The following is a 25092-nucleotide window of genomic DNA, read 5'->3' as shown; positions in this document are numbered from 1 at the left end:
TTGTAAATAACGATCCCTGCGCGCTTGCGACGCATCCGGATCACGTACGTGATCACCCTCGTGACGCGGCCGGGCCGGGCCCGCGAGGCCCGGAACAGCCGGCAGGAGAGCGGTCTGCGCCTCGGCCGGCCGAGGCGGCGGGGGGCCAGCCGTCAGCGTCCCAGGATCAGCGCCATCGCCTCGGCGCGGGTCTTGTCACTGGTACGGAAGTCGCCACGGACCGCGGAAGTGACGGTCTTGGCGCCCGGCTTGCGGACACCGCGCATGGTCATGCACAAGTGCTCGGCCTCGATCACCACGATCACGCCGCGCGGCTCCAGCACCCGCATCATCCCGTCGGCGATCTGCGAGGTCATCCGCTCCTGGACCTGGGGCCGCCGGGCGAACACGTCGACCAGGCGGGCCAGCTTGGACAGCCCCGTCACCTGGCCCTGCTCGTTGGGGATGTAGCCGACGTGGGCGACGCCGTAGAAGGGCACCAGGTGATGCTCACAGGTCGAGTAGACCTCGATGTCCTTCACCAGGATCATCTCGTCGTGGTCGACGTCGAAGACCTTGGTGAGCACGTCCTCGGGGATCAGGCCGAGGCCGGAGAACTGCTCGGCGTAAGCGCGAGCCACCCGGGAAGGAGTCTCGAGAAGGCCGTCACGGTCGGGATCCTCGCCGATGGCGTAGAGGATCTCGCGGACGGCCTTCTCGATCCGTCCCGAATCTACGTTGTGCGCTTTCACGCACTGTCTCCAGAGGGCAGCGCGTCCTGGTGACCCGTGGTGAGCGAGCCGTTGCCGGACTGCTCCTTCGGGGTCAGGATCGGCGGCCGGTCAGAAGGGAGCCGCTTGCCGTATCCCGCGTAGGACGGCCGGTGCTCCCGGACCACCACGGAGGCGAAGATGTCGACCACCTGCTGGCGGGAGAGCGTCTCCTTCTCCATGAGCTCGAGCACGAGGTTGTCGAGCACGTCGCGGTATTCGACCAGGATGTCCCACGCCTGGTCGTGCGCCGTCTCGATCATCCGGCGGACCTCCTCGTCGATCGTGGAAGCGATCTTCTCGGAGTAGTCGCGCTCGTGGCCCATCTCGCGGCCCAGGAAGACCTCGGCGTTGCCGGTGCCGAACTTACGGGCGCCGAGCTGCTCGCTCATGCCGTACTCGGTCACCATGCGGCGGGCGACGGCCGTGGCCTTCTCGATGTCGTTGGAGGCGCCGGTGGTGGGCTCGTGGAAGACGAGCTCCTCCGCCGCGCGGCCGCCGAGCAGCATCGCGAGCTGGTCCATCATCTCCGACCTGGTGGCCAGGAACTTGTCCTCCATCGGCAGCGTCATCGTGTAACCGAGGGCGCGGCCGCGGGACAGGATCGTGATCTTGTGCACCGGGTCGGAATTGGGCAGCGCGTGCGCCACCAGTGCGTGACCGCCTTCGTGATAGGCGATCATCTTCTTCTCCTTGTCCGACATGACCCGCGTCTTGCGCTCGGGCCCTGCCATGACACGGTCGATCGACTCCTCGAGCAGCTCCATCGTGATCAGCTTCTGGTCGGCGCGCGCGGTGAGCAGCGCCGCCTCGTTGATCACGTTGGCCAGGTCGGCGCCCGTGAACCCGGGGGTCCGGCGGGCGATGACGTCGAGGTCGACGTCCGGCGCGAACGGCTTGCCGCGACCGTGCACCTTGAGGATGCCCTTACGGCCCTCAAGGTCGGGACGGTCGACGGTGACCTGCCGGTCGAACCGGCCGGGACGCAGCAGCGCCGGGTCCAGGATGTCGGGCCGGTTGGTGGCGGCGATGAGGATCACGCCGCCCTTGACGTCGAAGCCGTCCATCTCGACGAGCAGCTGGTTGAGGGTCTGCTCGCGCTCGTCGTGACCGCCGCCCAGGCCGGCGCCGCGGTGGCGGCCGACGGCGTCGATCTCGTCGATGAAGATGATCGCCGGCGCGTTGGCCTTCGCCTGCTCGAACAGGTCGCGCACCCGGGAGGCGCCGACGCCGACGAACATCTCGACGAAGTCCGAGCCGGAGATCGAGTAGAACGGCACCCCGGCCTCGCCCGCGACCGCGCGGGCCAGCAGGGTCTTGCCGGTGCCGGGCGGGCCGTAGAGCAGCACGCCCTTGGGGATCTTCGCGCCGATCGCCTGGAACTTGGCCGGGGCCTGGAGGAACTCCTTGATCTCCTGGAGCTCCTCGATGGCCTCGTCCGCGCCCGCGACGTCGGAGAAGGTGGTCTTCGGGGTGTCCTTGCTGATCAGCTTGGCCTTGGACTTGCCGAACTGCATGACCCGCGAGCCGCCACCCTGCATCTGGTTCATGATGAACAGGAAGATCAGCACGATGATGACGATGGGGAGGAAGCTCACCAGCAGGCTGACCAGGAAGCTCTCCTGGGGCACGTCGGTGGCGAAACTGTCGGTCTTCTTGGCGTCGACCTGCGCCTGCAGCTCGTCGGTCAGCTTGCTGCCGTAGCCGGTGACCCAGTCAGACTGGATCGTCTTGGTCGGGGTGTCGCTCCCGCCGATCGTGATCGGCTTGTGCAGCGTCGCCTCGATGCGCTGCTCTTTGTCGATGATCTTGGCATTGCTGACGTTTCCGGTGCGGATCTGCTGAAGCACCGTTGACGTGTCGGCCTGCTTGAAGTTGCCGCCGCCGCTCCAGAGCTGGGTGACGAGCAGGAGCAGCACGACGATGCCCAGGATCCACAGCAGTGGCCCACGTGTAAATCGCTTGAGATCCATCCGATGCGGAACCCCTTGCGGGCCCGTCCCTTCCTGACCATGGCCTGGAACCCCGGGTGGTCCCCGGGGCCGCGGCATCCGACGCCGCGACTTCATGACTACCCGAAGGGGACACTGGGTCACCCTCCCGGAGTCAGAAGGTACACCGGGGAAGCGCGCGGAGACACCGCCCGCTACACCGGCCTTGCCCTACCAACGTACGTCAAGGTGTGCGGTGTTCCCCGCGCCGCGAAGATCTCTATCTGTAAACGTGTGGCGCGAGGGTCCCGATGAACGGAAGGTTCCGGTAACGCTCGGCATAGTCGAGCCCGTAGCCGATCACGAACTCGTTGGGGATGTCGAAACCGACGTACTTGACCTCCATCGGCACCTTGATGGCGTCGGGCTTGCGCAGCGCCGCGCAGATCTCCAGGGAGGCCGGGTTGCGCGACTTGAGGTTCTCCAGCAGCCAGTGCAGGGTCAGCCCGGAGTCGATGACGTCCTCGACGATCAGGACGTGCCGGTCCAGGATGTCGGTGTCCAGGTCCTTCAGCACCCGCACGACGCCGGACGACTTGGTGCCCGCGCCGTAGGACGACACCGCCATCCAGTCCATCTGCACCGGCACGTGCAGGGCCCTGGCCAGGTCGGCCATCACCATGACGGCACCCTTGAGCACGCCTACGAGCAGGAGCTCCTTGCCGTTGTAGTCCTCGTCGATCCGGCCTGCCAGCTCTTTGATCCGGGCCTGGAGCTCGTCCTCGGGGATGAGGACTTTCTCGAGGTCGTTGCCCATGTCGGCAGAGTCCACCTGTTGGTTCCTTACGCGATGGGACTGATGGCGAGTATCAGAGTGCCATACCGCCGCACGGCCGCCAGACCACCGGGTAGGTCCAGGGCCTTCTGCCCGTGCCAGTGGGTGATCAGGCGCTCCACGGCCAGCACGTGCGCCGCTGACAGCGCGCCGGACGGCGCGCCCGCCGCGATCGCCGCCCGCCGCAGCACCCGCCGCCGCACCGCCCCCGGAGCCCTCTCCAGCCCCTGTACGGCCAGCGTCACCTGCCCCCCGGTATCGCTTAGAGCGCAATCGCGGAAGACCGTTCCGGCCCACTCGTCGAGTGCGTCGGCGTCGTCCCTGGCGAGCTTCGAGGTCCTGGCGAGCGCCTCGGCAACCCCTGGCCCGAGCTCCTGCTCCAGCACGGGCAGCACCCGGGAGCGCACGCGGACACGGGTGTAGCGGGGGTCGGCGTTGTGCGGGTCGTCCCAGAAGGCGAGCTCCAGCGCCCGGCAGGCGGCGACCGTGACGTTCCTGGGCAGGTCCAGGAGCGGCCTTCGGTAGCGGCCGGCGGCCGGGGCCATCCCCGACAGGGATCTCAGGCCGCTGCCTCTGGCCAGCCCCAGCAGCACGGTCTCGGCCTGGTCGTCGCGCGTGTGACCGAGCAGGACCGCGTCGGCGCCCAGCCTGTCGGCCGCCGCGGCCAGCGCCTGATATCTGGCGTCCCGGGCCGCGGCTTCCGGGCCGCCGGCCGTACCGACGGTGACGGTGAGCACCTCGCCGAACCCCAGCCCGAGCGCCGGCGCGAGCGCGGCGACCTCGGTTGCGCGCGCGGCCGAGCCCGGCTGCAGCCCGTGATCCACGCTGAGCAGCCCGGCCCGCAGCCCTCTGCGGGGGGCGACGAACCCGAGCGCGGCGGCCAGGGCGAGCGAGTCGGCCCCGCCGCTGCAGGCGGCGAGCACCAACCGGCCCTCGCCGATGTCCGCGAGGGCCTCGCGCACCGCCCTGCGGACGTCGGCCACGGCCGGATGTGGTCCCACACCCGCCATTCTCCCCGGCCCGGCACCCGGGAAGGACGAATCCCCTCCCCCCGGAGGTCGGGGATCGGTTCCGGCCCGGGGACCCGGAAGCAGATCTCTCCCCTCCCTGCGGTCAAGGAGGGGAGGCCGGCCCGTGGGTCAGTTGGGGAGGGCGGGGGTGCCGATGACGCGGCGGACCCAGGCGTCCGGGTCCGAGATCTCGGCGGGGGTGGGCAGGGTGTTAGGAGAGGTCCAGACGCGGTTGAAGCCGTCCATGCCCGCCTGGCCCACGACCTTGCGGACGAAGGCCGCACCCTCGGCGTACTGCTTCATCTTGAGGTCGATGCCCAGCAGGCGGCGGATGGTGCGGTCGAGCTTGGAGCCGCCCTCGCGGCGCTGGGCGAACTTGGCCCGGATCTGCGCCACCGACGGGACCACGGACGGGCCGACCGCGTCCATCACGAAGTCGCCGTGGCCCTCCACGAGCGTCATGACGGCCGTCAGGCGGTCCAAAATCTCCTTCTGGTGCGGCGACTGGATGACGTCGATGAGGTTGCCCTCGCCGCCCCTGACCACGTCGGCCACCGTGTCGGCGGCACCGCGCAGGCGGTCCACCAGGGTCGGCAGGTCCAGGTCGGAGGCCAGCAGGAACTCGGTCATCTGCGAGCGGACGTACTCGCGCAGCCACGAGACGCCGGTGAACTGCACCCGGTGCGTCTCCTCGTGCAGGCAGACCCACAGGCGGAAGTCGTGCGGGTTGACGTTGAGCTCACGCTCGGCGTTGACGATGTTGGGCGCGACGAGCGTGAGCCGGCCGGCCGGTTCGCGACCCGTCGGGTCCGGCGGCAGGAACAGCTCGTACTGGCCGAGCACCCGGGTGGCGAGGAAGGCCAGCACCGCGCCCACCTCGACGCCGGTGATCCGGGAGCCGACGGCGCTGACGATGGCCGGCGGCGGGTTGGCGGAGCTGCTCACCCGCTGGGTGAGCGGCTCCAGCACGACCCGGAAGCCTTCGACGTTGGCCTTGATCCAGCCGGGCCGGTCGACGATGGTCGCCACCTGTGGCGCGGTCTCGGTGTGAATTCTGGTGAATTCGCGCACATGCCCTTCGGCCTCGCGCGACAGCGTGCGGAGCTCGGCGACGGCCTGCCTGGCCTCCTCGCGACTCACTTGAGGACCGGGGCGCACAAGGCGCGTGCCGGTCGTGACGGCCAGATCCCAGTCGATCACCTGCATACCGTCCACCGTACGTGCTCGTCGCTCAGCCCGCGAAAGGGCGCCGGTGTGCGGAGGCCAAGCGATCTCGGGCGGCCGCGATCGGCATCGGGACACGGGGCGGCCGCGCCTTCATGAGCGGGCGACGATGGCGGCCAGTCTGTCGAGGATGGGCTCGGCGTAGGCCGGGACCCGGTCGGCCATGAAGGCGAAGGTGACGAGTCTGCCGTCCTTGGTGGTGGCGAGGCCGGCCAGGGTGTTGACGTTGTTGAGGGTGCCCGTCTTGGCCCTGACCAGCCCGACCTGGCCCTTGCTGTCGCCGCCGGTGAAGCGCCTGCCGTTGCCGAGGGTGCCGGAGAAGCCCGCGATGGGCATGCCGGAGGCGACCGCGTGCAGGCCGGGCTGGGTGGGCGAGCCGGCGGTGCTGATCAGTGTGGCCATCGCGGCGGCGCTGATCCGGTTGCGGATGGACAGGCCGCTGCCGTCGTGGACCTCGACGCCCTTGGCCACGCCGAGTCGCTGGAGCACCTGGGTCATGGCCGTGGTGGCGCCCTGGAAGGTGGCCGGCCGGCCTTCCTTGATGGCCACGTGCCGGGCCAGGGCCTCGGCCAGGTCGTTGTCGCTGAGGGTCAGCGTGCGCTCGACGAGGGCGTAGACGGGGGCCGATTCGACCTTGCCGAGCTCGGGCGCCGCCGGGGCCGCCTTGGCCGGGCGGATCGTCCTGGCCGTGGCGACGCCGTACCTGCGCAGCAGTTTGGCGAAGGCGGCGGCGGCGTACTTGGGCGGGTCGGACACCCGCGGCTGGCGGTGGGCCGGGTGTTGCCTGCCCTCGTCCATGGCCAGCGCGTGGACGGGCGCCACCTCCCCGTCGGGGATGTAGCCGGCCTTCCAGCCGGGGGCGATCGGCGAGCCGGTGAACAGGGAGTCGTCGTAGGAGAGCGTGACCTTGGTGACGCCGCGCGCCTTGAGCGCCGTGGCGGCGCGGGAGGCGAGCGTGGCCAGCGACGCCTGCGCGGGGTAGGGCTTCGCCTTGGCCGACGGGCCGGCCAGGGTCGGGTCGCCGCCGCCGACCAGGACGATCGAGCCGGCGGTGGCGCCCTGCACCACGCGGGTGGACAGGCGGACGTCGGGGCCGAGCGAGGCGAGCGCCGCCACGCACGTGGCGATCTTGGTGGTGGAGGCGGGGACGATGCCCGCGTCCGCGTTGGCAGCGAAGATCCGCTCACCGGTGACCGCGTCGAGAACGACGGCTCCCACCCGGCTGCCCAGCGCTTTGTCACCCAGGGCATCGGTGAGCTGTCGCGTCAAAGTACCCTTGGTCGGGAGAGGTCCGTCTCCTGATCTCACCGGCAGCTGGGCCAGCACAGGCCCCGCGGTGACCACGGGGGCGGGGGGATCCCCTTCAGGAGACGCGGTCGGTTCGGTCGGTGATGACAGCGCGCTCAGGTCGAGGTCGTTGTTCATCGCGTAGACGCCGGTGACGACGGTCACGACCTGCAGCATGGCGAGAGTGGCCAGCATCACCAGTCGCTCGTGCCGTACCACGTCGCCTGACCTCTTTCCTGGTGTTCGCCTACGAGACATTAACGCCCGACCGGGAGTGCCCGGGGGTGCGAGTGGAGGAACCGCGGTGGAGTTCGACGTTGTCGTTGAGATTCCCAAGGGGCAACGGAACAAATACGAAGTGGACCACGAGACCGGCAAAATCAGGCTGGACCGGCTGTTGTTCACCTCCACGCAGTACCCCGCCGACTACGGCTTCATCGAGCACACGCTGGGTGAGGACGGCGACCCGCTCGACGCGCTGGTGCTGCTCCAGGAGCCGACGTTCCCCGGCTGCTACATCACCTGCCGGGCGGTCGGCATGTTCCGGATGACCGACGAGAAAGGCGGCGACGACAAGGTTCTCTGCGTGCCCGCCACCGACCCCCGCATGGCCCACATTCAGGACATTCACCACGTGCCGGAGTTCGACCGGCTGGAGATCCAGCACTTCTTCGAGGTCTACAAGGACCTCGAGCCGGGCAAGTCGGTCGAGGGCGCCAACTGGGTCGGCCGGCTGGAGGCCCAGGCGGAGATCGAGCGGTCCTTCCAGCGGGCCAAGGACGAGGGCTTCAACCACTGAGTCAGCGGGGCCTGGTGGCGCCCACCAGGTCCCCCCGCCACATCGAGGCGACCCGTACCACGTCGCCGGTCTGCGGGGCGTGCACCATGAGGTCGCGCCCGACGTACATGCCGACGTGGTGGATGGTCGCGGGGTCGTTCTTGTCGTAGCCGAAGAACAACAGGTCGCCGCGGCGGAGCTGGTCGAGCGGGACGTGCGGGCCGGAGGTCCACTGGGTGCCCGTCCAGTGGTCCATCCGCACGCCGGCCTGCTCCCAGGCCCGCATGGTCAGGCCCGAGCAGTCATAGCTCGACGGCCCGGCCGCCGCCCACAGGTAGGGCTTGCCGAGCTGGGTCAGCGCCCAGTTGGCGGCCACGTCGCCGTTGGCCGAGCCGCTCGCCGAAACGCCCAGCCCGATGTGGTCCAGCGCCGCCGCCCGCCGCCTTGCCAGCAGATCCACCCGGGTGCGCGCCGCGGCCACCCGCCGCCGCATCTGGTTCCTGTCGACCCGTAGCGCCCGGGTGTCGCGCCGCTGCCTGGCCACCGCGGCCTCGGCGGTGCTCCTGGCCCGATCGGCGCGCGCCGCGGCCGCCTCCTGCGCGGCCTCGGCCCCGGCCGCGTGCACGCGCAGGATCGTGGCGACCTCCTCCGCGTCGCGCAGCCGATCGAGGAGGGCGGCGCGCTCGCGGCCGAACTGCTGGATCACGCTCATCCGGTGCAGCTGGCCGTCGGTGTCGCCGCTGTCGCTGAGCAGCATGACGAGCTCATTGTCCAGGCTCATCCCGCCGTACGCCTGCGCGGCCAGCAACGCCACCGGCTGCCGGGCGATCTCGACCTCGGCCACCGCGGCGGCGGCGCGCGCGTCGGCCAGCAACCGCTCCGCCTCGGCCCGCCTCAGCTGGACGAGCTCGCCGTTGTAGGCCTCCACCAGCCGCTCCGCCTCGGCCGACAACCGGTCCAGCCGCCCCTGCGCCTCGGCCAGCCGAGCGGCCGCGATGCCCAGCTGTCTCGACCGATGGTGTACGGCCTGCCGCGCCTTGGCGATGTCACGCGACGACGGCCCGGGCTCGGCGTAGACCGGCGGGCACAGCACGACGATGAGACAAGCGACCAGAAAACCGGCCCTGACGTGCATAGAGTCCCCCTAGTCACTCTATGCATACAGTTCCCTACTGTTACCTTCCGTAACGTTACTTCGGCTCCGAATCAGGGGGGACCGTCGAGGTGGGCGGCGTGTGGCTGGGCACCACCGTCGGGACGACGGTCTCGGGCGGCGAGAACGTGGGCGGCGGAGGTGGCGGCCGGGTGGGCGGCCTGGTGGGCGGGGGCGCCGGGCTGACGATCGGAGTGGGCGGCAGGGTGGGCGTCGGGCAGGGGGTCGGGACCGGCCTGCGCGTCGGCTCGGTCGGCCGCAGGGTCGGGTCGGCCGCCTGGGTGCTGCGGGTCGGGGACGGCCGCCCGTCGTCGACCGGGACGAGCAGCGAGGGCAGCGCGCTCGTGGTCACGACCCTCACCGGCGTCGTCGCGAGCGGGCGGGTGGACGTACTTACGAGGAGCGGTTCGACGCTGTCGCGCTCCGGTTGCACCCGCGCCTGCCAAGGAAGCGTGATGCCCGGCGGCTCGCCCTCCGGCGGGAAGGCCACCGTGGCGACGCCCGGCACGCCGCCGTCGACCTCCTTGCCGAAGAAGCCGAAGATCAGCCCTATCGCCACCATGGTCGCGACCGCCGCCACCGCGCCCGCCAGCGCGCGAGGCCACATGCGAGGCCGCCGTCCGCCGGCAAGGGGAAATCCGGCGGCGTCGAGGGCCTCCGACCTCCTGGCCACATAGCGCCGATAGAGGAACAGCTCGGGGTCGACGATGCAGCTCAGCACCCGGACCCTGGTCGCCTCCGGCAGCGTGACCTGGGGCAGCAGCTCGAACACCTTGGCCGCCGACACCTGGCGGCTCAGGTGCGGGGCGCAGGTCTCGCAGATAGGGAGGTGCTCGACGAGCCGCCGGCGCAGGTCGTCGGTCAGCTCGCCCGCGAAGCCGGTCAGGATGCGGGCCCGCTGCGGGCAGTCGTACGGGCCCTTCCTGGCCAGGATCTCCGCGGTGATCCCGTCGCGCAGCCGGTCGCGGGCTTCGTCGTAGAGCTCCACCACCTCGTGCAGGGCAAGGCCGAGCACGGGCGCGAGCTGCTTGGTGGTCAGCCCGTGCCGGGCCACCAGGTCGAGCACCTCGCCGTCGGCCGGGGCCAGGCCGCGCACCGCGTTGCGGGCCATCAGCCGCAGGTCGGCGGCGCCCGGCTCCGAACCGTCGAGTGTCTCCTCCGCGTCCCGGGGCAGGGCGATCCGCCGGCGCATGCACTCGCCGCGGGCCAGCGCGTAGAGCCAGGGCCGCAGCATGCCGGGATCGGCCAGCGAGGCGGCGTGCGCCTCCGCCGCGATCAGCACGTCCCGCAGCGCCACCTGAGCGCTGTCGGTGTTGTGCAGAAGGAACCAGCAGTATCGGTAGATGCCCTCGGCGTGCGTGTCGTACAGCGCGGTGAGGGCACCCGGGTCGCCCGCGCGCAGCGCTTCGACCAGGACGCGGTCATTCATGTCACTGAAGGTAATGGATTAGTAACTTGTAGTTCTACCGTTTCCGCGCGATAGCCGTACCTTGTCACTCCGAGGCCATAAAACGCTTCTCGCTTTGTGCGCGGATAGCTGGAAAACAGCATGCCGATACCTGATTTATTGGCTTATTTCGGAGATTTACTGCTCCCGGCCGGAGAAGGCCTGACTTCCCCGGTCTGTCTGGAACGGTGGAGTGGTCGGTTTGATCGTGTGCATGGGCACCGCGCCGCCGAGCGCCAGGTCCTCGAAGGGCCGGCCGGTCGAGCCCCAGGTCCGGGCGTTCACCTCGGTCCTGGCCACCGAGCTCCCCTTGGGCAGCTCCGGGACGGTCAGGATGAACCGGGGCGGGCTGCCCGCCTTCACGTCGTCCACGAACGTGCTCCCGCCGCCGAGCAGCTTGCCCGTCTTGTCCCGCAGCAGCGCGTTCACCACCAGGCTGCTCGCGGGCAGCCGGTACGGGTTGCCGACATAGCCCGTGACCAGGTACGAGCCATCCTTCTGCGGCAGCGTCTGCACCCGCGACACCGGGAACGACCGGAAGGCCGAGGCGATGCGGGCGGCCGGCCGCCACTGCGCGGGCCGGTAGTCGATCGTCACCTTGACCGGCTTCTGGCCGGCCCTGGCCTCGCCCGTGAAGGCGAGCGACCCGCCGGGCGGCACCGCGTCCAGCGGCTGGTCCATCCGCACCACCTCCTTCCCGGCGGCGTCACGGCCGACGATGGTGGCCACCACGTGCTCGCCGAAGTGCCACGGATTGACGTTGGCGAGCACTCCGGCCCAGTTCACGGCGTATCCGTCGGCCGACTTGACGACGTTCGACGCCTGCTCCTTGAGCGTGAGCGGCTTGAGCTGCTGCTGTTGCTGGGACGGTCCATCCTGCGAGCACCCGGTGAGGCAGATCGCCCCGAGTGCGAGGAGGCTGACGGTTAGGCTGCGCGGGATCACTTTGCCGTGATAACCGGTTCATGGGCACGAACGGCACATGACACGCGCCAGCCGTACCAAGTCTTTAACCGGACTCTTCGCCGGACAGTTATCCGCGAGGCCGTACCACGCGCCTTTCATCCCAGACCGGCTGCGGCGATTCGTATACCGTTCCGTCGGAGCCGAACACCAAATAGCGGTCGAAATCAGCGGCGAACCAGCGGTCGTGCGTGACCGCCATGACCGTGCCGTCGAAGGCGTTCAGCCCCACCTGGAGCGCCTCGGCGCTGGCCAGGTCGAGGTTGTCGGTCGGCTCGTCGAGCAGCAGCAGCGTCGCGCCCGACAGCTCCAGCAGCAGGATCTGCAGCCGGGCCTGCTGACCGCCCGACAGTGTGTCGAACCGCTGCTCGGCGACCAGTCCGGCCAGCTCGTAGCGGGCCAGGATCTTCATGGCCTCGTTCTTCAGCCGGGCGTGCTCGGACATCACGATCTCGACGGGCGTGCGGCCGAGCAGGTCCGGCCGGGCGTGCGTCTGCGCGAAGTGGCCGGGCACCACCCGGGCGCCGAGCCTGGCGACCCCCGTGTGGGCGACCTGAGTGCCCGCGATCAGCCGCAGGAAGTGCGACTTGCCCGAGCCGTTGGAGCCGAGCACGGCCACCCGCTCGCCGTACCAGATCTCCAGGTCGAACGGCCGCATGAGGCCGGTGAGCTCGAGCTCCTCGCAGATGACCGCGCGCTTGCCGGTGCGTCCGCCGCGCAGGCGCATGGTGATGTTCTGGTCGCTGGGCGTCTCCTCGGGCGGTCCCGCCTCCTCGAACCTGCGCAGCCGCGTCTGGGCCGCGTGGTAGGGCGCCGCCATGCCGTCGTTGTAGCGGGCCTTGTTCTTCAGCATGTTGACCAGGGCCTTGAGCTTGGCGTGCTCCTCGTCCCAGCGCCGGCGCAGCTCGTCGAGCCGGTCGTTGCGCGCCTTCCTGGCCTCGGCGTAGGTGCCGAAGCCGCCGCCGTGGATCCAGATGCCGCCGGACTCCACGGTGACGATCCGGTCGGCGGCGTTGGCCAGCAGCTGGCGGTCGTGGCTGACCAGCAGCACGGTCTTCGGCGTCTCGCGGAGCTGCTGCTCCAGCCACTCCTTGCCGGGCACGTCGAGGTAGTTGTCGGGCTCGTCGAGCAGCAGTGTCTGATCCGGCCCCCGCAGCAGCGCCTCCAGCACCAGCCGCTTCTGCTCACCCCCGGACAACGTCGACACATCCCGATATTTCACGCTGTCGTACGGCATGCCGAGTGCGGCCACCGTACAGGTGTCCCACAGCACCTCGATGTCGTAGCCGCCGGCGTCGGTGTAGTCGGTGATGGCCTGCGCGTAACGCATCTGCGTCTTCTCGTCGTCGCGCTCCATCATCACCAGCTCGGCCCGCGCCAGCCGCTCGGCCGCCTGCCGCACGGCCGGCGGCGCGACGCTGAGCAGCAGGTCGTGCACCGTGCTGCCGTCCCGCACACTGCCGACGAACTGCCGCATCACGCCCAGCCCGCCGGAGCTCGCCACGCTGCCCTCGATCGGCTGCAGATCGCCCGCGACCAGCCGCATCAGCGTGGTCTTCCCCGCGCCGTTGGGCCCGACGAGCGCGGCCTTGACCCCATCCCCGATCCGAAAGGACACGTCGTTGAGCAGCGGCCGCCCATCGGGCAGCACGTATGTCAAATGTCCCACTTCGACGTGACCCATGCGCTGCAGGTTATCCGCCCGGCGCCCAGGATCGCACTTTCATTATCCTTCACTCACAGCTAAAGATGACTACTCTCAGCAGTAACATGCTATAGATGCATAGTACTATTCATCTATGAGGCCCACCCCGCCGACGCTGCTGCCTCTCCTCCGGTCCAACACCGTCGGTGAACTGCTCGCCTGGCTGTACCTGCACCCCGACAGTGAATATTCGACGACCGAACTCGCCGCACAGACGGGAGCGTCTCAGCCCACCGTGAGCCGCGAAGCGGACCGATTCGCCAGAGCCGGACTGATCCTGGAACGGCGACACGGCAACCTTCGCATGCTTCGCGCCGACACCACCACGATCATCGCCAGATCGCTCACCGACCTGCTGGCCCTGACCTACGGTCCCGCCGCCGTCCTGCCTCCGCTCCTCCAACCCATCCCTGGCATCGATGAGGCGTACATCTACGGATCGTGGGCCGCCAGACACGCACACCAGCCAGGGCCGCCGCCACAAGACGTGGACGTCCTCGTGGTGGGATCCGCCGACGACGACGCACTGTACGACGCGGCACGGACAGCGGAGCGAACCCTCGGCCGGGAAGTGAACGTCACCCGGATCGCACCGGACTCCTGGACGGATGACACTCCCGACCCGTTCGTGACGTCTGTGCGAACCAAGCCCCTGTACCCCCTGATTCCGAAAGAACGCGACTCATGAGATGGATGCAAGGACGCGACCGAATAGACGCGATGCTGTCGTCGGGGCAGTTGGAACGCGTACCGGCGAACCGGCAGCATGCCGACACCCTGCTGTCCCAGGCCCGCCAGCACATCGAACTCGCCCACAGCGGCTGCGAGACAGATCCCACAGGCGCTTACCAGCTTCTCTACGACGCCTCCAGAAAGTCGCTCGCCTCAATCCTGGAGAACCAAGGGTTGCGAGCCACCAGCAGGGGCGGTCACCTCGCAGTGCTGGATGCGGTCACGGCCCAACTCGACCCTCCCCTTGGGCAGTCGCTTCGTCCGTTCGACCGGATGCGTCGCCGGCGCAACAGCGCCGAATACCCGCTGCCGAACGCTCCTGGGATCACTCCTGATGACGTTCGGCGGGATCTGGTCAAGGCACAGGAGTTCGTATCACTGGCTCACAAGGTGCTGGACCAGATGAGGCCGTACTGAGGGTTTCATGGGCGGGCGGGCGGGTGAGTGCGGAAGGGCGGGATCACGGTTTCGTACGGGGGCAGAGGACGCCCGCGACGATCTCCAGCAGGGCGGCGGCCGCCAGGGCCACCGCGGGATGCCAGGACAGCAGGAACGCGCCCGTCAGCGCGCCGGCGAACATCGCGACGACAGAGGCGACGCGACGCCCGATCCTCCCCTGCGACGGCAGCATGAAGGTGCCCGCCAGCGCCCGCGTCAACACCGTGGTGGGCAGGTCAGGCGCGGCCACCCGCAGAATGGTGACGTTGCGTGATCCCATCGCCGCCGCGAGCACGACGATGACGGCCAGGCGGTGCGGCGTCAGCTCGGCGGGGTGGCTGGGGAGGCCGAGGGCGAGCAGCGCCGCCACCAGGAGCAGGGCGCCCTCGCCGCACACCGCGTACGTCAGCCAGCGCTCCGGCCGCCTGCGGCTCAGCGCGCCGTTGACCCGGTGCCCGGCCAGCGCGCCGAGCACGAAGGCCACCAGCGCCACGGCCGAGCCGGCGACCGGGATCGAGCGGTCGACCAGCCCGAAGCCGACGAACAGCACGTTGCCCGTCATGACCGCCGCGAAGACACGGTCGAGGCCGAGGTAGCTGACCGCCTCGACCACGCCGGTGACGCCCGTGAGCAGGACCAGCGCCGTCGTCAGTCGTGACGTCGCGAAGGGCATCCTCCTTCATACGCGATCACGCCGCACCGACGTCGTGGCCTTTACCGACCCGGGGGAAGATGCTGGCCGTACCTCACCCGAGCAGGCTCACCGCCCGTGCGCGCAGGTCCGCCGAGGCCGTCAGCGGCGAGCCGGCGTCGAACGGCGGCTGCGGGTCGTACTCGATGAGCAGTTGTACGGCCTCGGCGGTGTCCTGGCCGCTGGCCTTGGCCAGCAGTGTCAGCGCCATGTCGATGCCGGCCGAGACTCCGGCGGCGGTCACGATCTTGCCGTCCACGACCACCCGCTCGTGCACCGGCTCCGCGCCCATCCCCGACAGCTCGTCGACCGCCGCCCAGTGGCTGGTCGCCCGGCGCCCCTTCAGCAGCCCGGCCGCGCCCAGCAGGAACGCGCCGGAGCAGACGGAGGTCGTCCAGCGGGTGTGCTCGTGTGCCTCGCCGATCCAGCGGACGAGGGCCTGGTCGGAGAGCGCCTCCATGGTGCCCATCCCGCCGGGCACGACGATCACGTCGGGACTCGGCACGTCGGCGTAGCTCGCGGTGGCCTCGATGGTGAGGCTGCCCTGGTCGTCGGTCACCGGCCCCGGCTCGGCGGCCACGAAGGTGACCTGCCAGCCGGGGGCGAAGGCCAGCACGGTGTACGGGCCGATGGCGTCCAGCCCGGTGAAACCGTTGTAGAGGGGGATCACGGCGTGCATGGGTCAGGTCTCCTTCGAGTGGAACCGGCGGCGGTAGTCGCCGGGGGATACGCGCAGATGGCGGCGGAGACCCGGTAGAGGGTCTCCGGCCTGCCCAGTCCCGACTCCCTGGCCACCCTGTCGAGTGCGTGGTCGGTGACTTCGAGCAGCCGCCTGGCGGTGTCGGCACGGCTGCGCTCGACGTACCGGCCCGGTGACAGGCCGGTCTGTTCGGTGAAGACGCGAGAGAAATGGCGCTCGCTCAGGCCGGCGCGGCGGGCCAGGGCTGGCACGCTCAGGTCCTCGGCCGGGTTGGCGTCGATGAACGCCTGGAGGTCGCGCAGCGGCTCGCTGCGCGGCCTGATGACGCTCATCGGCATGCTGAACTGGCTCTGCCCACCCGGCCGGTGCAGGTAGACGACCAGCCCGCAGGCGACCTGCCTGGCCACCTCGTGCCCGTGGTCGTCGGCCACCAACGCCAGGGCCAGATCCATGCCGGCGCTGACCCCGGCGGAGGTCCACACCTCGCCGTCCCTGGTGTAGATGGCGTCAGGCTCCACCATGACGTCCGGGTAGCAGGCGCCCAGCCAGCCGGTGAGCAGCCAGTGGGTGGTGGCCCGCCTGCCGTCGAGCAGCCCGGCCGCGGCCAGGACGAACGCGCCGCTGCAGACCGACGTGGTCCGGCGGGCCACCCGCGACAGGCGGACGACCTGCGCTGTCAGCTCCGGGTCGCGCGCCTGCGTCATCGTGGTCGGGCCGCCGACCACCAGCAGGGTGTCGATCGGCCCGTGGATCTCGTTCAACGCCGCCTGGGCCACGACCTCGATCCCGTGGTGGGCGGCGGGGACCGCGCCGGCCTTGGCCGCGCCCACCTCGACCTGGTAGCCGTCCTGCCCGGTCAGCACCGTCGCCGCGGCGAACACGTCGGCCGGCCCTGTCATGTCGAGGAGCTGGAAGCCCTCGTAGAGCACGATCACGATCCGCCGTTTCATACCCTTCATGCTGGTCAGGACGTGTCGTGGCGTCAATGACACGACCATTGCGCTTTACGCCATCGGGCCTCGGCGGCCCTTTACCCAAGACAGCGCGTCATGACTCTCAGCATGCGAAAAACCACGCTAGGTTACGGGGCGTTCTCACAACTCATCACTCAAGGAGATCCCCTGTGAGGCTGTCCACCCGAGTCGCCGGCGCCATCGCGGCGGCGGCCTTGTTCACCCTGGTCGCCCCGGTCCCCACCGCGACCGCCAGCCCCCGCTCCACCTGCTACGGCGGCCGCGTCTGCCTGTACGCCGGCTTCGACTACAACCGCGGCCAGACCGACCACTGGCGCGACTTCGTCCAGGACGACACCGACCTGTCCGACGACAACTGGCTCGCCTGGGACTACAGCAACTCCTGGCACAGCATGAACAACGAGACCAGCTCGGTCAGGAACCGCATCGGCTGCCCGATCACGCTGTGGCAGCACGCGTACTTCACCGGCGCGCACAGCACCTTCCTCCACGACTCCAACGACGGCTTCCTGGCCAACAACGCCGTCGGCAACAACCGCACCAGCTCCATCGACATCTGGTGCCGCTGACCCGGAGCAGCGCCGGTTTCCGGGCTTCACCGGAAACCGGCCGCCACGCCAGACCGCCGCTCGTGCTCGGCGCCCTCCTCGTGGCGGTTACGGCCTGCGCGCAGCCACCACGGGCGCCCGCAACCACCCCCGGAGTCAGCGGGGTGGCGGATCTGAAGCTGCCGTTCGACGCCTACAAGCCCACGCCCGCCCAGCGGGCGCTCCTGGGCAACGCCCACAACCTGCTGATCGTACGGTGCATGCGCCGGTACGGCATCACCGTGCACCCACCGGGCACGGACCAGGAGGCCATCGCCGCCGCCGACCCCGGCAACACCCGCCGCTACGGCGTGGTGGACCCGGCGCAGGCGGCCCGCTTCGGCTACCACCTGGCCTCGCGGACCTCGCCGTCCGGGTCGTCCGGGTCGTCGCGGTGGGCGGACAAGCTGGGCCTGACCGCGAGCCGGCACCTGTACGGCAAGCAGGGCCGGCCCGGTTGCCTGGACCGGGCGCCGGAGGTCCTGGCCCGCAGCGCGCCGGCGGCCGACTGGCAGTGGCTGGCGCTGCAGGACGCGCGCACCCTGGAGCGAGCCGCCAAGCGGGTGGCGGTGCGGCGGGCCGTGGTCAAGTGGACGACGTGCATGAAGGCCGCCGGCCACTCCTATCCCTCGCCGGAGGCGGCCATCGCCGACCCCCGCTGGAACCTGGAGGGCACCGAGATCACCGCCGAGGAGAAGCGGGTCGCGGTCGCGGACACCTCGTGCAAGTGGTCGTCCGGCCTGGTGGCCGCCTGGTTCACCGCGGACGCCGAGCAGCAGCGGAAGATCGTGCTCAAGCACTCCGAACGCTTCGCCGACCTGCGCGACAACCTGGGCGAACGGCTCGACAGAGCCACCACCCTGCTGGGGCGCAAAGGGCTCACCGGCCGAGCAGGTCCCGCAGCCGCTCGATCTGCGCCCGGCGCGACTCCTGCACCTGCGCGGCCCACTGGGTGACGGCCGGCGCCACCCCGTCGCGAACCTCGTCCGCGGCCATCTGGACGGCGCCGTCCTGGTGCGTGATCAGCAGGGTCAGCAGGTCGGATTCCAGGCTCGGGGACCGCTTGAGCTCGGCGATCCGCTTCTGGTCGATGTCCGGCAGCCCGCCATGATGATCGTGCGCGCCGTCCGGCGGGGTGAGCGGCTGCTCCCAGGAGTGCAGCCAGCGCAGCATCATCTCGACCTCGGTCTGCTGGGTGCTGGCGATGGCCGCCGACAACGTCTTGAGCTCGGGGGTGACCGCCCTGGCCGCGCCCACCTTGGCGATCTCGATGCCCTGCCGGTGGTGCTGCACCATCATCTGCACGAACCTGACATCGGCGGCGTTGACCGGTGCGCTACCCGTCCCGCCCGTCCCGCAGGCGGCCACGAGCAGGAGTCCGAGAGCCGCTAAGACGTACCTCATGGCTTGTCAGCGTGGCACGCGGGCAGGCGATCCGTCGAGGGCCTCAGGCGACCTTGGATGAGGGCGCCTTCCAGGTGTTGCACACGCTCGGGCCACCCGCCTGATAGCCCTTCTTGGACCAGCCGAGGCGGTTGGCGGGCTTGCCCTCCCCCTTCAGCTTGTGGAACTCCGGCGGGTCCTGACCCTCGAAGACGGACTTCCAGTTCTTGACCGTACGGCCGAAGCTCTTGTAGGAGGCGGCGGTGAAGCAGTCGGCCTGGAGCTGGAGCCGGCGGAGCTGCTCGTCGATCTCGGGCTGCTCGCCTCCGTTCGGCAGTGCCTGCCAGGCCAGGCCGATACCGGTCTGGACCTGCACGATTCCGCTCCACGCGTCCGTGACCGCGGCGAACACCTTCGAGTCGTCCTTGTCCTTGATCCAATCGGCGGCCACCCGTACCCGGATGAAACTCAGGCACTGCTCGGCGAATGATCCCTTGACCTCCCGGCGCCAGTTGCAGGTTCGCTTCTCCTTCGTCTCCACGAACCCCACCTGCACTGGCTGGAGGTCGGGGACCGGCGACTTCCATGTCTTGCTCAGGCAGGTGACGAGATCGTTGATGTACTTCGTCGTTGACGCCCTGGTCGTGCCCTTGACCAGCTTGCACGTGGTCTTGGGGAGCTTGCCCTTCTTGTAGATCTCGTTGTGGGTCAGCTCGGCGGCGCCCTTGACGGGGTAGGCGTGCGCCGTACCGGACAGGAGCACTAAACCGGCGGCGGCGACCGCGCATGCGCGAATGATCATGCGGTTGAACATAGGGGTGCGCTCGCCAAAATGTCACTCTTTATCCGGAATTTCGTGATCTATCGCCGCCGAGCGCTTCCCGCTTTCTCCGGCTGCGCACGCTGCATGCGCCGCCGCCGCTGCAGCCAGGCCAGCCCCAGAACCGCCAGCCCGATTGGCGTACGCGCCAGCCGGCGGGCCACCAGGAACTTGAAGAACTTTTTCATGACGAGCCCTCTGCCCCTCAGCACGGCGAGCATGCTCACCCGGACGCCGGGGTCACCAGGTGAGGAAGAGCGCCTCGGGGGCGCGGTGGATGAGGGTGGGCGCCATGGTGACGTCGGTCCGGGCCAGGCGCAGGCCAGGAAGCACGCGGATCAGGATTTCCAGGGTTATCCGCACCTGCTCCTTGGCCAGCTGGGAGCCCGGACAGCCGTGCGGGCCGTGGCCGAAGGAGACATGACGGGCCGGCCGGGTGATGTCGAACTCGTCCGGACGTACGCCGGCGTCCGCATCGCGCCCGGCCGAGGCGAAGGAGACGAAGACCACCTCGCCCTCGTGCAGCTCGGTGCCGCTCAACGTCACCGTGGTGGTGACCGTACGCCGGAAGCCCTGGATGGGCGCGTCGAACCTGACCGCCTCCTCGATCGCCGCCGGGACGAGCTCCGGCCGCTCGACCAGCAGCTCCCACTGGCGGCGATCCCGGAGCAGGTTCAGCAGCACCGTGCCGAGCAGCGCGGTCGCGGTCAGGTGGCCCGCCAGCAGCAGGTTCTGGACGTTGGAGACGATCTCCTTGCGCTGGGCCGGCGCCAGGTCACCGGAGCCGGGCGCCAGCTCCCGCACCATCTCGGTGATCAGATCGTCCCGCGGTTCTCGCCTGCGGGCGCGGGCGTACTCGTCGAGCAGGCGTTGCATGGCCACGATCTGCCGCGCGGCCTCGACCTGCTCCGCCTCGGTCAACTCGGTGAACACCAGCGCCTCGGCCCGCTGCGCGCCGTGGATCGCGGCGGGGGTGTCGGCCGGATCCAGCCCGAGCAGGTGGCCGATCACGTCCGCGGGCAGCGGCCCGGCGTAGGCGGCCATCCACTCGGCCTGACCGTCGCCCGCGAACGAGCCGATGAGCGCCTCGGCCCGTGCGGTGACGTACGGGATGGTGGCGGCGATCCGCGCCGGGGACAGCCCTCTGGTGAGAGGGCGGCGCAGACGCCGGTGCGCGTCGCCGTCGGCGCTGAGCACCGTCCGCGTCCCGCCGAACCCCTTGCTCAGCTCCGCCAGCGCGGCCCTGCCCGGCAGGTGATCGGGCCGCAGCGCGCTCACCGACGAGAACCGCTCCGGATCACCCAGCACCTCGCGTACGTCCTGTCGCCGGCTGACCAGCCAGGCGTCCAGCTCGGGCAGGAAGGTGAGCCCGCGGGTCCGGCGTGCCTCGGCGTAGACCGGATAGGGGTCACGATAGAAGGCGTGTGGATGCACGTACCCATGGTCGCTCGTCGAGCCCCCTCGCGGCCGCTGTCGCGAGGGGGCTTTTCCGCTTCGCTACGGACGGCTGATCGACTCGCAGCCGACCGGCGCGTCCGCCGCGTCGGCGATCACCGTGTCGTTCTCACCACCACAGTCGATCTTCGCGTCCTTGGTGCCCTGGAGGTCGTCGGCGTCGAGGATGTCCTCGCCGCCCCGGCCTTCGAGGGTGTCGGCGCCCTCGCCACCGATCAGCCTGTCGAAGACACTGCTTCCGATCAGGGTGTCGGCCCCGACGGTGCCCACGATGGTCTCCACGTCCTTGGTGACGTCGTCGCGGTCGATCGACCGGCCGTCCCGCTGCGCGCGGTCGTCCTTGGTCACCGTCACCGGCTGGCCGCTGGACCCGTAGTCGACCGTGTCGCTCCCGGCTCCGCCCACGTAGGTGAAGCTCGTCCCCTCGAAGCCGCGCCCGGCCAGGAAGGTGTCCCCGCCACCGCCCCCGTTGATCGTTCCGCCGATCCCCACCAGCGACGAGAACCGGTCGCTGCCGCCGCCCAAGGTGGCGTTGACCGTGGTGACACCGGTGCCGCAGTTCACCTCGTTGGCGGAGACCTGCTCGCAGCCCGCCCCTGTCTGTGCCACGACCTGCCCGAACACGTGCAGCCGGCCGCTCACGGCCTGGAGCGTGATGTTGTCGCTCCTGGAGATGGAACCCGCCGTGATGGTCACGATCTCACCGCTCCTGGTCACGGTCGGCTCCCCCGCGGCGGCATTGCCCGTTCCGGGCGTCATGGCCAGCAGACCGGCGGCCAACCCGCCGAGCAGGGACAGTCGGACGGCGTTACGCTTGATGTTGTTCATGGTCATTACCCCGTATGGATCTTGGCGGGCTCTCTGCATGAGCACCGCTCGCGTTCGATCCAACGATGAACCAGAACATTGTTCTCTTCTGCGCACAAGTCCATGTATCAAACCCACACCGACCTGCAAAAGTACACACTCAGCCGAAGCATCCACGCCGGACCCGTGGCCCCTTCGGACTCCGGCTCAAGCCGCCCGCACTGCTGAGAAGCCTGACATCTCACGCCATGGCCGCCCGGCGCCAACCGTTACAGGTCCGGGAAGGCATGAATCACGGTTCGCCCGGCTTGCTGTACGGCGCTGCTCCACGAGATGGAAAAGGCCCTCCCGGATCATCCGGAAGGGCCTTTGACCTGGAGCCGCCTTCGGGATTCGAACCCGAGACCCCTTCATTACGAGTGAAGTGCTCTGGCCGACTGAGCTAAGGCGGCATGCCGTACGGCTTGGAAGAGTCTACAGGAGCCCGAGGGGTCCTTGCTCCCCTGAACAGCCGATGTTTTCCTCCGTCCGGTAGGCCCAGCTCAGGGCGTCAACGGCCCCGCCGGCACCGACCCGCTCCCGGCCTCGCCCGCACTCCAAATGACCGCTGGGTGACTGTCCGGAAGGCGGTTCCAGCAGGTCGGCGTCCAAGCGGGCGCGGAAGGAGCTCCCGGCTCAGTCCTTGGAGAAGGTCAGTGGCGCGCATGGTGTGACCGTGGGCGTTGCGTGTCCGGGCCAGGACTCGAGAGCCTGGCCCGGACGCTTTCCATCTACGGCTGCTCCGCGGGCTCGTTGCCGTAGGCGGCGTCGTGGGCCTTGCGGGGGCCGCAGACGCTGGCCTTGGAGCAGGAGCAGCGGCGGCCGCCGTCGTTAAGGCGGACGACGACCGAGTCGGAGGGGACGTTGTGCCCCACCACCGTGCCCTGCCCCTGCGGGGTGTCCACGCTGACGCCCACGCGGGGAGCCGTGGCGCGGAACTCCTGATAGAGGGGATGCTCGTACTTCAGGCAGCACATCAGCCGGCCGCACGCGCCCGCGATGCGCAGCGGGTTGACCGGCAGGTCCTGGTCCTTAGCCATCCGGACCGAGACGGGCTCGAAGTCCTTGAGGAACGTGGCGCAGCACAGGTCACGGCCGCACGGGCCGATGCCGCCTTGCAGGCGGGCCTCGTCGCGCGGGCCGATCTGTCTCAGCTCCACCCTGGCCCGCAGGTTACGGGCCAGGTCACGGACCAGGGCACGGAAGTCGACCCGGTTCGGGGCCGAGAAGTAGACCGTGTAGACGTTGTCCTGGTCGAGATAGTCGACGCCCACCACCTTCATCGGCAGCGTGTGCCGTTTGATCAGTCGTTTGGACACGCTGCGCGCCTCGGCTCTGCGGCGCTTGTTGGTCTCGTCGCGGGACAGGTGCTCCTCGCCCGCGACGCCCGCGCACACCGGCAGCCCGTCGATGTCCTCGCTCGTATATTGCGGCGCCCACACGCACTCTGCCACCTCGGGTCCTGAGTCGGTCGGGACCAGCACCTTGTCGCCCACGCTGGGGCTGTGCCCGCCCGGATCGAGGTAGTAGAGGCGTCCGTAGCGTGTGAAGCTCACGGCCATGATCATGCCCATGGACTCGCGCTCGCCTCCTGACGGCCTCGGGGGTTCTTACGGCCTTCGTTGCCACATTACGTGTGCCAGGACGCTGAGGGTGAGGGTGTGAGCGCCGGATATCGGCAGGATCATTCGCCGTCCGGGCACACCTTGCTCCCAGGAAGAAAGAGCCCGAAATTAGCCATCAGCAGCCCCTTGTCGGCCGTGCACGCCCCGTTGACGACCGCCGCGATGCCCGGCTGTCGCTTCAACCTGCTGATCGTCTTGCTCCGGTCGACCTCTGGCTTCATCGTCAATATGAACGATTCGGGCATGTCCGTCACCTTGGCCGAATCGAGGAGCGCCTTGTTGTCGGGGAACGACTTCTGGAAGTTTTCGTACGCCGCCCCCTGGTCCACGAACGTGGACGACTCGACGTCGGGTAGCGAATCGATCAGGTCTTGTACGGCGGCCTTCTCCGCGTTCGTCGCCGCTTTTCCGGCTTTCTTGACCCCCTTGAAATTGCCTTTCCCATCCACAACCTGCTCGGCGCCACACGGGGTCTGGTGCGCCTCCTTGCCACACAGGAAGGCTTTGACCACGGGTCTGGCGTCCGCATTGTCGGCGACCATGTCAGAAGACAGGTCCATGACATTCTGGATCCCCGCCACCCCCCGCAGCGCCCGCGGCACCCGATCTCGATCGGCCCCGTCCCTGATCGTCAACCTGAACGATGCCGGCAGGTCGACGGCTCTGAAACCGTCCAGCAGCGCCTTGTTGCGGACGAATTCCCGCCGAAACTTCTCGTAAGCGCCGGCCTGGTCGATAAAGGCCACCGATTCGACCTCCGGCAACTGCCGCACCAAGGCGCCGACCGCTTTCGTCTCTTCGGCGGTGACGTCACGACCTTGGCATGCCTCCTCCTTCGGCAACGTCTTGGAACACAGGAAGACGATCATCTCCCCCTTGCCCTGCCGATGGTCCGGACTCACCGCCACGGCACGGTCCACATCACCCCGACCGCCCATTCCCACCGCGCCCGCCACCCCGACGAGCACGACGACAGCCGCCACGGCCACCAGCCGGAGATCCACCCGGAACCGTGACCGCTGCTGGGCCCCGTGCAGCGGCCGGAGAGTGCTGGTGTCGATCGTCGCGCCGGCCTCAGTCAGTGCCTCGCGCAGCCGATCTTCCATCGGACTGTTCATGAATCCTCCCCAAGTGCCCGGCGGAGGGCGGTCAGCCCTCGCGCGATCGTGGACCTGACCGTGCTCGCACTGATCCGCATGGTCTCGGCGATCTCCTGGTCTGCGAGACCGAGGTAGTAGCGCAGCGTCAGCGCCTCACGCTGCCTGCGCGGCAACTCCCGCAGCGCCAGAAGCAGCTCGCGGCGCTCCTCCGTCACCATCGCGGCGCTCTCCGCCGACCAGACGGGCGGTTCGTACGGCACCGCCCGCCGGAACACCGTGGCCCGCCGACGCAGCACCGACCGGCACCCGTTGAGCACGGCGGAGCGCACGTAGACCAGTGCTCTGCCAGGATCCCGCAGCCGGCCCCGCCCCGCGTGCGTGCGGGCGAACGCCTCCTGCACGACGTCCTCGGCCGTCGCCTGATCCCCGACCATGATCAGTGCCAGCCGCACGAGCCCGACATGATGCTCGGCGAAGATCACCGAAACGTCCACCTGCTCGCGCATCAGAGCCTTCCCTCGGGAAAGCAGTTCGACTTCCACATCACAGAGACGCCTCACGGCCCCATCTGCTGCTTCAGTCACCGCACTATCTTCGCGGCGGCCGTACCGGAAGATCGTCTACTTCGGGCAGGTCGTCTACTTGGGGCAGTAGGTGAG

At 69.4% G+C, this 25092-nt stretch carries 26 protein-coding genes and 1 tRNA gene; 5 read left to right on the top strand and 22 right to left on the bottom strand.

Annotated features, from left to right (window positions below):
• Positions 1-152: 152 nt before the first annotated feature.
• The 6 genes from folE to dacB all read right to left on the bottom strand — a co-directional run bounded on the left by folE (position 153) and on the right by dacB (position 7255).
• Positions 153-731: a GTP cyclohydrolase I FolE gene (folE, locus tag IEY87_RS07705; RefSeq protein WP_189137778.1), complete on the bottom strand. Its 579-nt coding sequence runs from the start codon at positions 729-731 to the stop codon at positions 153-155.
• Entirely contained in the window at positions 728-2722 is a 1995-nt protein-coding gene (gene ftsH / locus IEY87_RS07700) for an ATP-dependent zinc metalloprotease FtsH (protein WP_189137777.1), read from the bottom strand. The genes folE and ftsH overlap by 4 nt, the downstream gene beginning before the upstream one ends.
• Before the next feature lie 238 nt (positions 2723-2960).
• Complete coding sequence (gene hpt, locus IEY87_RS07695; protein ID WP_189137776.1) at positions 2961-3512, bottom strand: hypoxanthine phosphoribosyltransferase; 552 nt, start codon at positions 3510-3512, stop codon at positions 2961-2963.
• Between the two features lie 11 nt (positions 3513-3523).
• A complete protein-coding gene (gene tilS / locus IEY87_RS07690; RefSeq protein ID WP_189137775.1) occupies positions 3524-4525 on the bottom strand; it encodes a tRNA lysidine(34) synthetase TilS in 1002 nt (333 codons plus the stop codon).
• 129 nt (positions 4526-4654) lie between these two features.
• Positions 4655-5731: an Rv3626c family coenzyme F420 biosynthesis-associated protein gene (locus IEY87_RS07685; RefSeq protein WP_189137774.1), complete on the bottom strand. Its 1077-nt coding sequence runs from the start codon at positions 5729-5731 to the stop codon at positions 4655-4657.
• A gap of 111 nt (positions 5732-5842) precedes the next feature.
• On the bottom strand, positions 5843-7255 hold the full coding sequence (gene dacB / locus IEY87_RS07680) for a D-alanyl-D-alanine carboxypeptidase/D-alanyl-D-alanine endopeptidase (RefSeq protein WP_189137773.1): 1413 nt from the start codon (positions 7253-7255) through the stop codon (positions 5843-5845).
• Positions 7256-7340: 85 nt separating this feature from the next.
• Between dacB and IEY87_RS07675 the strand changes: the two genes are divergently transcribed.
• On the top strand, positions 7341-7835 hold the full coding sequence (locus IEY87_RS07675; RefSeq protein ID WP_189137772.1) for an inorganic diphosphatase: 495 nt from the start codon (positions 7341-7343) through the stop codon (positions 7833-7835).
• 1 nt (position 7836) lies between these two features.
• Here the strand turns inward: IEY87_RS07675 and IEY87_RS07670 are convergent, their stop codons facing one another.
• The 4 genes from IEY87_RS07670 to IEY87_RS07655 all read right to left on the bottom strand — a co-directional run bounded on the left by IEY87_RS07670 (position 7837) and on the right by IEY87_RS07655 (position 13061).
• The gene (locus IEY87_RS07670) at positions 7837-8949 is read right to left on the bottom strand and encodes a C40 family peptidase (protein WP_189137771.1); all 1113 of its coding nucleotides are present in this window, start codon (positions 8947-8949) and stop codon (positions 7837-7839) included.
• 55 nt (positions 8950-9004) lie between these two features.
• The gene (locus IEY87_RS07665; protein WP_189137770.1) at positions 9005-10396 is read right to left on the bottom strand and encodes a hypothetical protein; all 1392 of its coding nucleotides are present in this window, start codon (positions 10394-10396) and stop codon (positions 9005-9007) included.
• A gap of 156 nt (positions 10397-10552) precedes the next feature.
• On the bottom strand, positions 10553-11359 hold the full coding sequence (locus IEY87_RS07660) for a hypothetical protein (protein ID WP_189137769.1): 807 nt from the start codon (positions 11357-11359) through the stop codon (positions 10553-10555).
• A gap of 88 nt (positions 11360-11447) precedes the next feature.
• Entirely contained in the window at positions 11448-13061 is a 1614-nt protein-coding gene (locus tag IEY87_RS07655) for an ABC-F family ATP-binding cassette domain-containing protein (RefSeq protein WP_189137768.1), read from the bottom strand.
• A 115-nt stretch (positions 13062-13176) separates the two neighbouring features.
• On the opposite strand from IEY87_RS07655, the gene IEY87_RS07650 reads away from it, so the two are divergent.
• Together IEY87_RS07650 and IEY87_RS07645 are read left to right on the top strand one after the other, a co-directional pair.
• Complete coding sequence (locus IEY87_RS07650) at positions 13177-13770, top strand: ArsR family transcriptional regulator (RefSeq protein WP_189137767.1); 594 nt, start codon at positions 13177-13179, stop codon at positions 13768-13770.
• A 5-nt stretch (positions 13771-13775) separates the two neighbouring features.
• Positions 13776-14231, top strand: a complete 456-nt coding sequence (locus IEY87_RS07645; protein ID WP_225277104.1) for a hypothetical protein — start codon at positions 13776-13778, stop codon at positions 14229-14231.
• 43 nt (positions 14232-14274) lie between these two features.
• Here the strand turns inward: IEY87_RS07645 and IEY87_RS07640 are convergent, their stop codons facing one another.
• The 3 genes from IEY87_RS07640 to IEY87_RS07630 form a co-directional block, all read right to left on the bottom strand.
• On the bottom strand, positions 14275-14925 hold the full coding sequence (locus IEY87_RS07640) for a YoaK family protein (RefSeq protein WP_189137765.1): 651 nt from the start codon (positions 14923-14925) through the stop codon (positions 14275-14277).
• A 73-nt stretch (positions 14926-14998) separates the two neighbouring features.
• Positions 14999-15622, bottom strand: coding sequence for a DJ-1/PfpI family protein (locus tag IEY87_RS07635; protein WP_189137764.1), 624 nt, complete (start codon positions 15620-15622; stop codon positions 14999-15001).
• A complete protein-coding gene (locus tag IEY87_RS07630; RefSeq protein WP_225277105.1) occupies positions 15610-16593 on the bottom strand; it encodes a GlxA family transcriptional regulator in 984 nt (327 codons plus the stop codon). Before IEY87_RS07630 ends, IEY87_RS07635 begins: the two co-directional genes overlap by 13 nt.
• Before the next feature lie 173 nt (positions 16594-16766).
• Here IEY87_RS07630 and IEY87_RS07625 point away from each other — a divergent pair, with 173 nt between their 5' ends.
• Both IEY87_RS07625 and IEY87_RS07620 read left to right on the top strand, forming a co-directional pair.
• Positions 16767-17186 carry a peptidase inhibitor family I36 protein gene (locus IEY87_RS07625; RefSeq protein ID WP_189137763.1) on the top strand — a complete coding sequence of 140 codons (420 nt, stop codon included), beginning with the start codon at positions 16767-16769 and terminating at the stop codon, positions 17184-17186.
• A gap of 143 nt (positions 17187-17329) precedes the next feature.
• Positions 17330-18160 carry a hypothetical protein gene (locus tag IEY87_RS07620; RefSeq protein ID WP_189137762.1) on the top strand — a complete coding sequence of 277 codons (831 nt, stop codon included), beginning with the start codon at positions 17330-17332 and terminating at the stop codon, positions 18158-18160.
• On the opposite strand, the gene IEY87_RS07615 is transcribed toward IEY87_RS07620, so the two are convergent.
• The 9 genes from IEY87_RS07615 to IEY87_RS07575 form a co-directional block, all read right to left on the bottom strand.
• Positions 18084-18608 (bottom strand): DUF305 domain-containing protein, encoded by a 525-nt coding sequence (locus IEY87_RS07615; RefSeq protein WP_189137761.1) that lies wholly within the window; start codon positions 18606-18608, stop codon positions 18084-18086. The genes IEY87_RS07620 and IEY87_RS07615 overlap by 77 nt on opposite strands.
• Before the next feature lie 43 nt (positions 18609-18651).
• Positions 18652-19389 carry a neutral zinc metallopeptidase gene (locus tag IEY87_RS07610; RefSeq protein WP_189137760.1) on the bottom strand — a complete coding sequence of 246 codons (738 nt, stop codon included), beginning with the start codon at positions 19387-19389 and terminating at the stop codon, positions 18652-18654.
• Positions 19390-19448: 59 nt separating this feature from the next.
• A complete protein-coding gene (locus tag IEY87_RS07605; protein ID WP_229699305.1) occupies positions 19449-19595 on the bottom strand; it encodes a DUF6203 family protein in 147 nt (48 codons plus the stop codon).
• 52 nt (positions 19596-19647) lie between these two features.
• Positions 19648-20841 carry a cytochrome P450 gene (locus IEY87_RS07600; protein ID WP_189137758.1) on the bottom strand — a complete coding sequence of 398 codons (1194 nt, stop codon included), beginning with the start codon at positions 20839-20841 and terminating at the stop codon, positions 19648-19650.
• A 63-nt stretch (positions 20842-20904) separates the two neighbouring features.
• Positions 20905-21690, bottom strand: a complete 786-nt coding sequence (locus IEY87_RS07595; RefSeq protein WP_189137757.1) for a hypothetical protein — start codon at positions 21688-21690, stop codon at positions 20905-20907.
• 354 nt (positions 21691-22044) lie between these two features.
• A tRNA-Thr gene (locus tag IEY87_RS07590) sits at positions 22045-22121 on the bottom strand.
• A gap of 318 nt (positions 22122-22439) precedes the next feature.
• Positions 22440-23276: a PSP1 domain-containing protein gene (locus IEY87_RS07585; RefSeq protein WP_189138168.1), complete on the bottom strand. Its 837-nt coding sequence runs from the start codon at positions 23274-23276 to the stop codon at positions 22440-22442.
• Positions 23277-23392: 116 nt separating this feature from the next.
• The gene (locus IEY87_RS07580) at positions 23393-24451 is read right to left on the bottom strand and encodes a permease-like cell division protein FtsX (protein WP_189137756.1); all 1059 of its coding nucleotides are present in this window, start codon (positions 24449-24451) and stop codon (positions 23393-23395) included.
• Positions 24448-24939, bottom strand: a complete 492-nt coding sequence (locus IEY87_RS07575; RefSeq protein ID WP_189137755.1) for a sigma-70 family RNA polymerase sigma factor — start codon at positions 24937-24939, stop codon at positions 24448-24450. The genes IEY87_RS07580 and IEY87_RS07575 overlap by 4 nt, the downstream gene beginning before the upstream one ends.
• Positions 24940-25092 lie beyond the last annotated feature (153 nt).

The organism is Nonomuraea glycinis, from assembly GCF_014646515.1.
GTDB lineage: Bacteria > Actinomycetota > Actinomycetes > Streptosporangiales > Streptosporangiaceae > Nonomuraea > Nonomuraea glycinis.
Note: the sequence above shows the minus strand (reverse complement) of the source record. Positions and strands in the feature narration are given on the sequence as shown.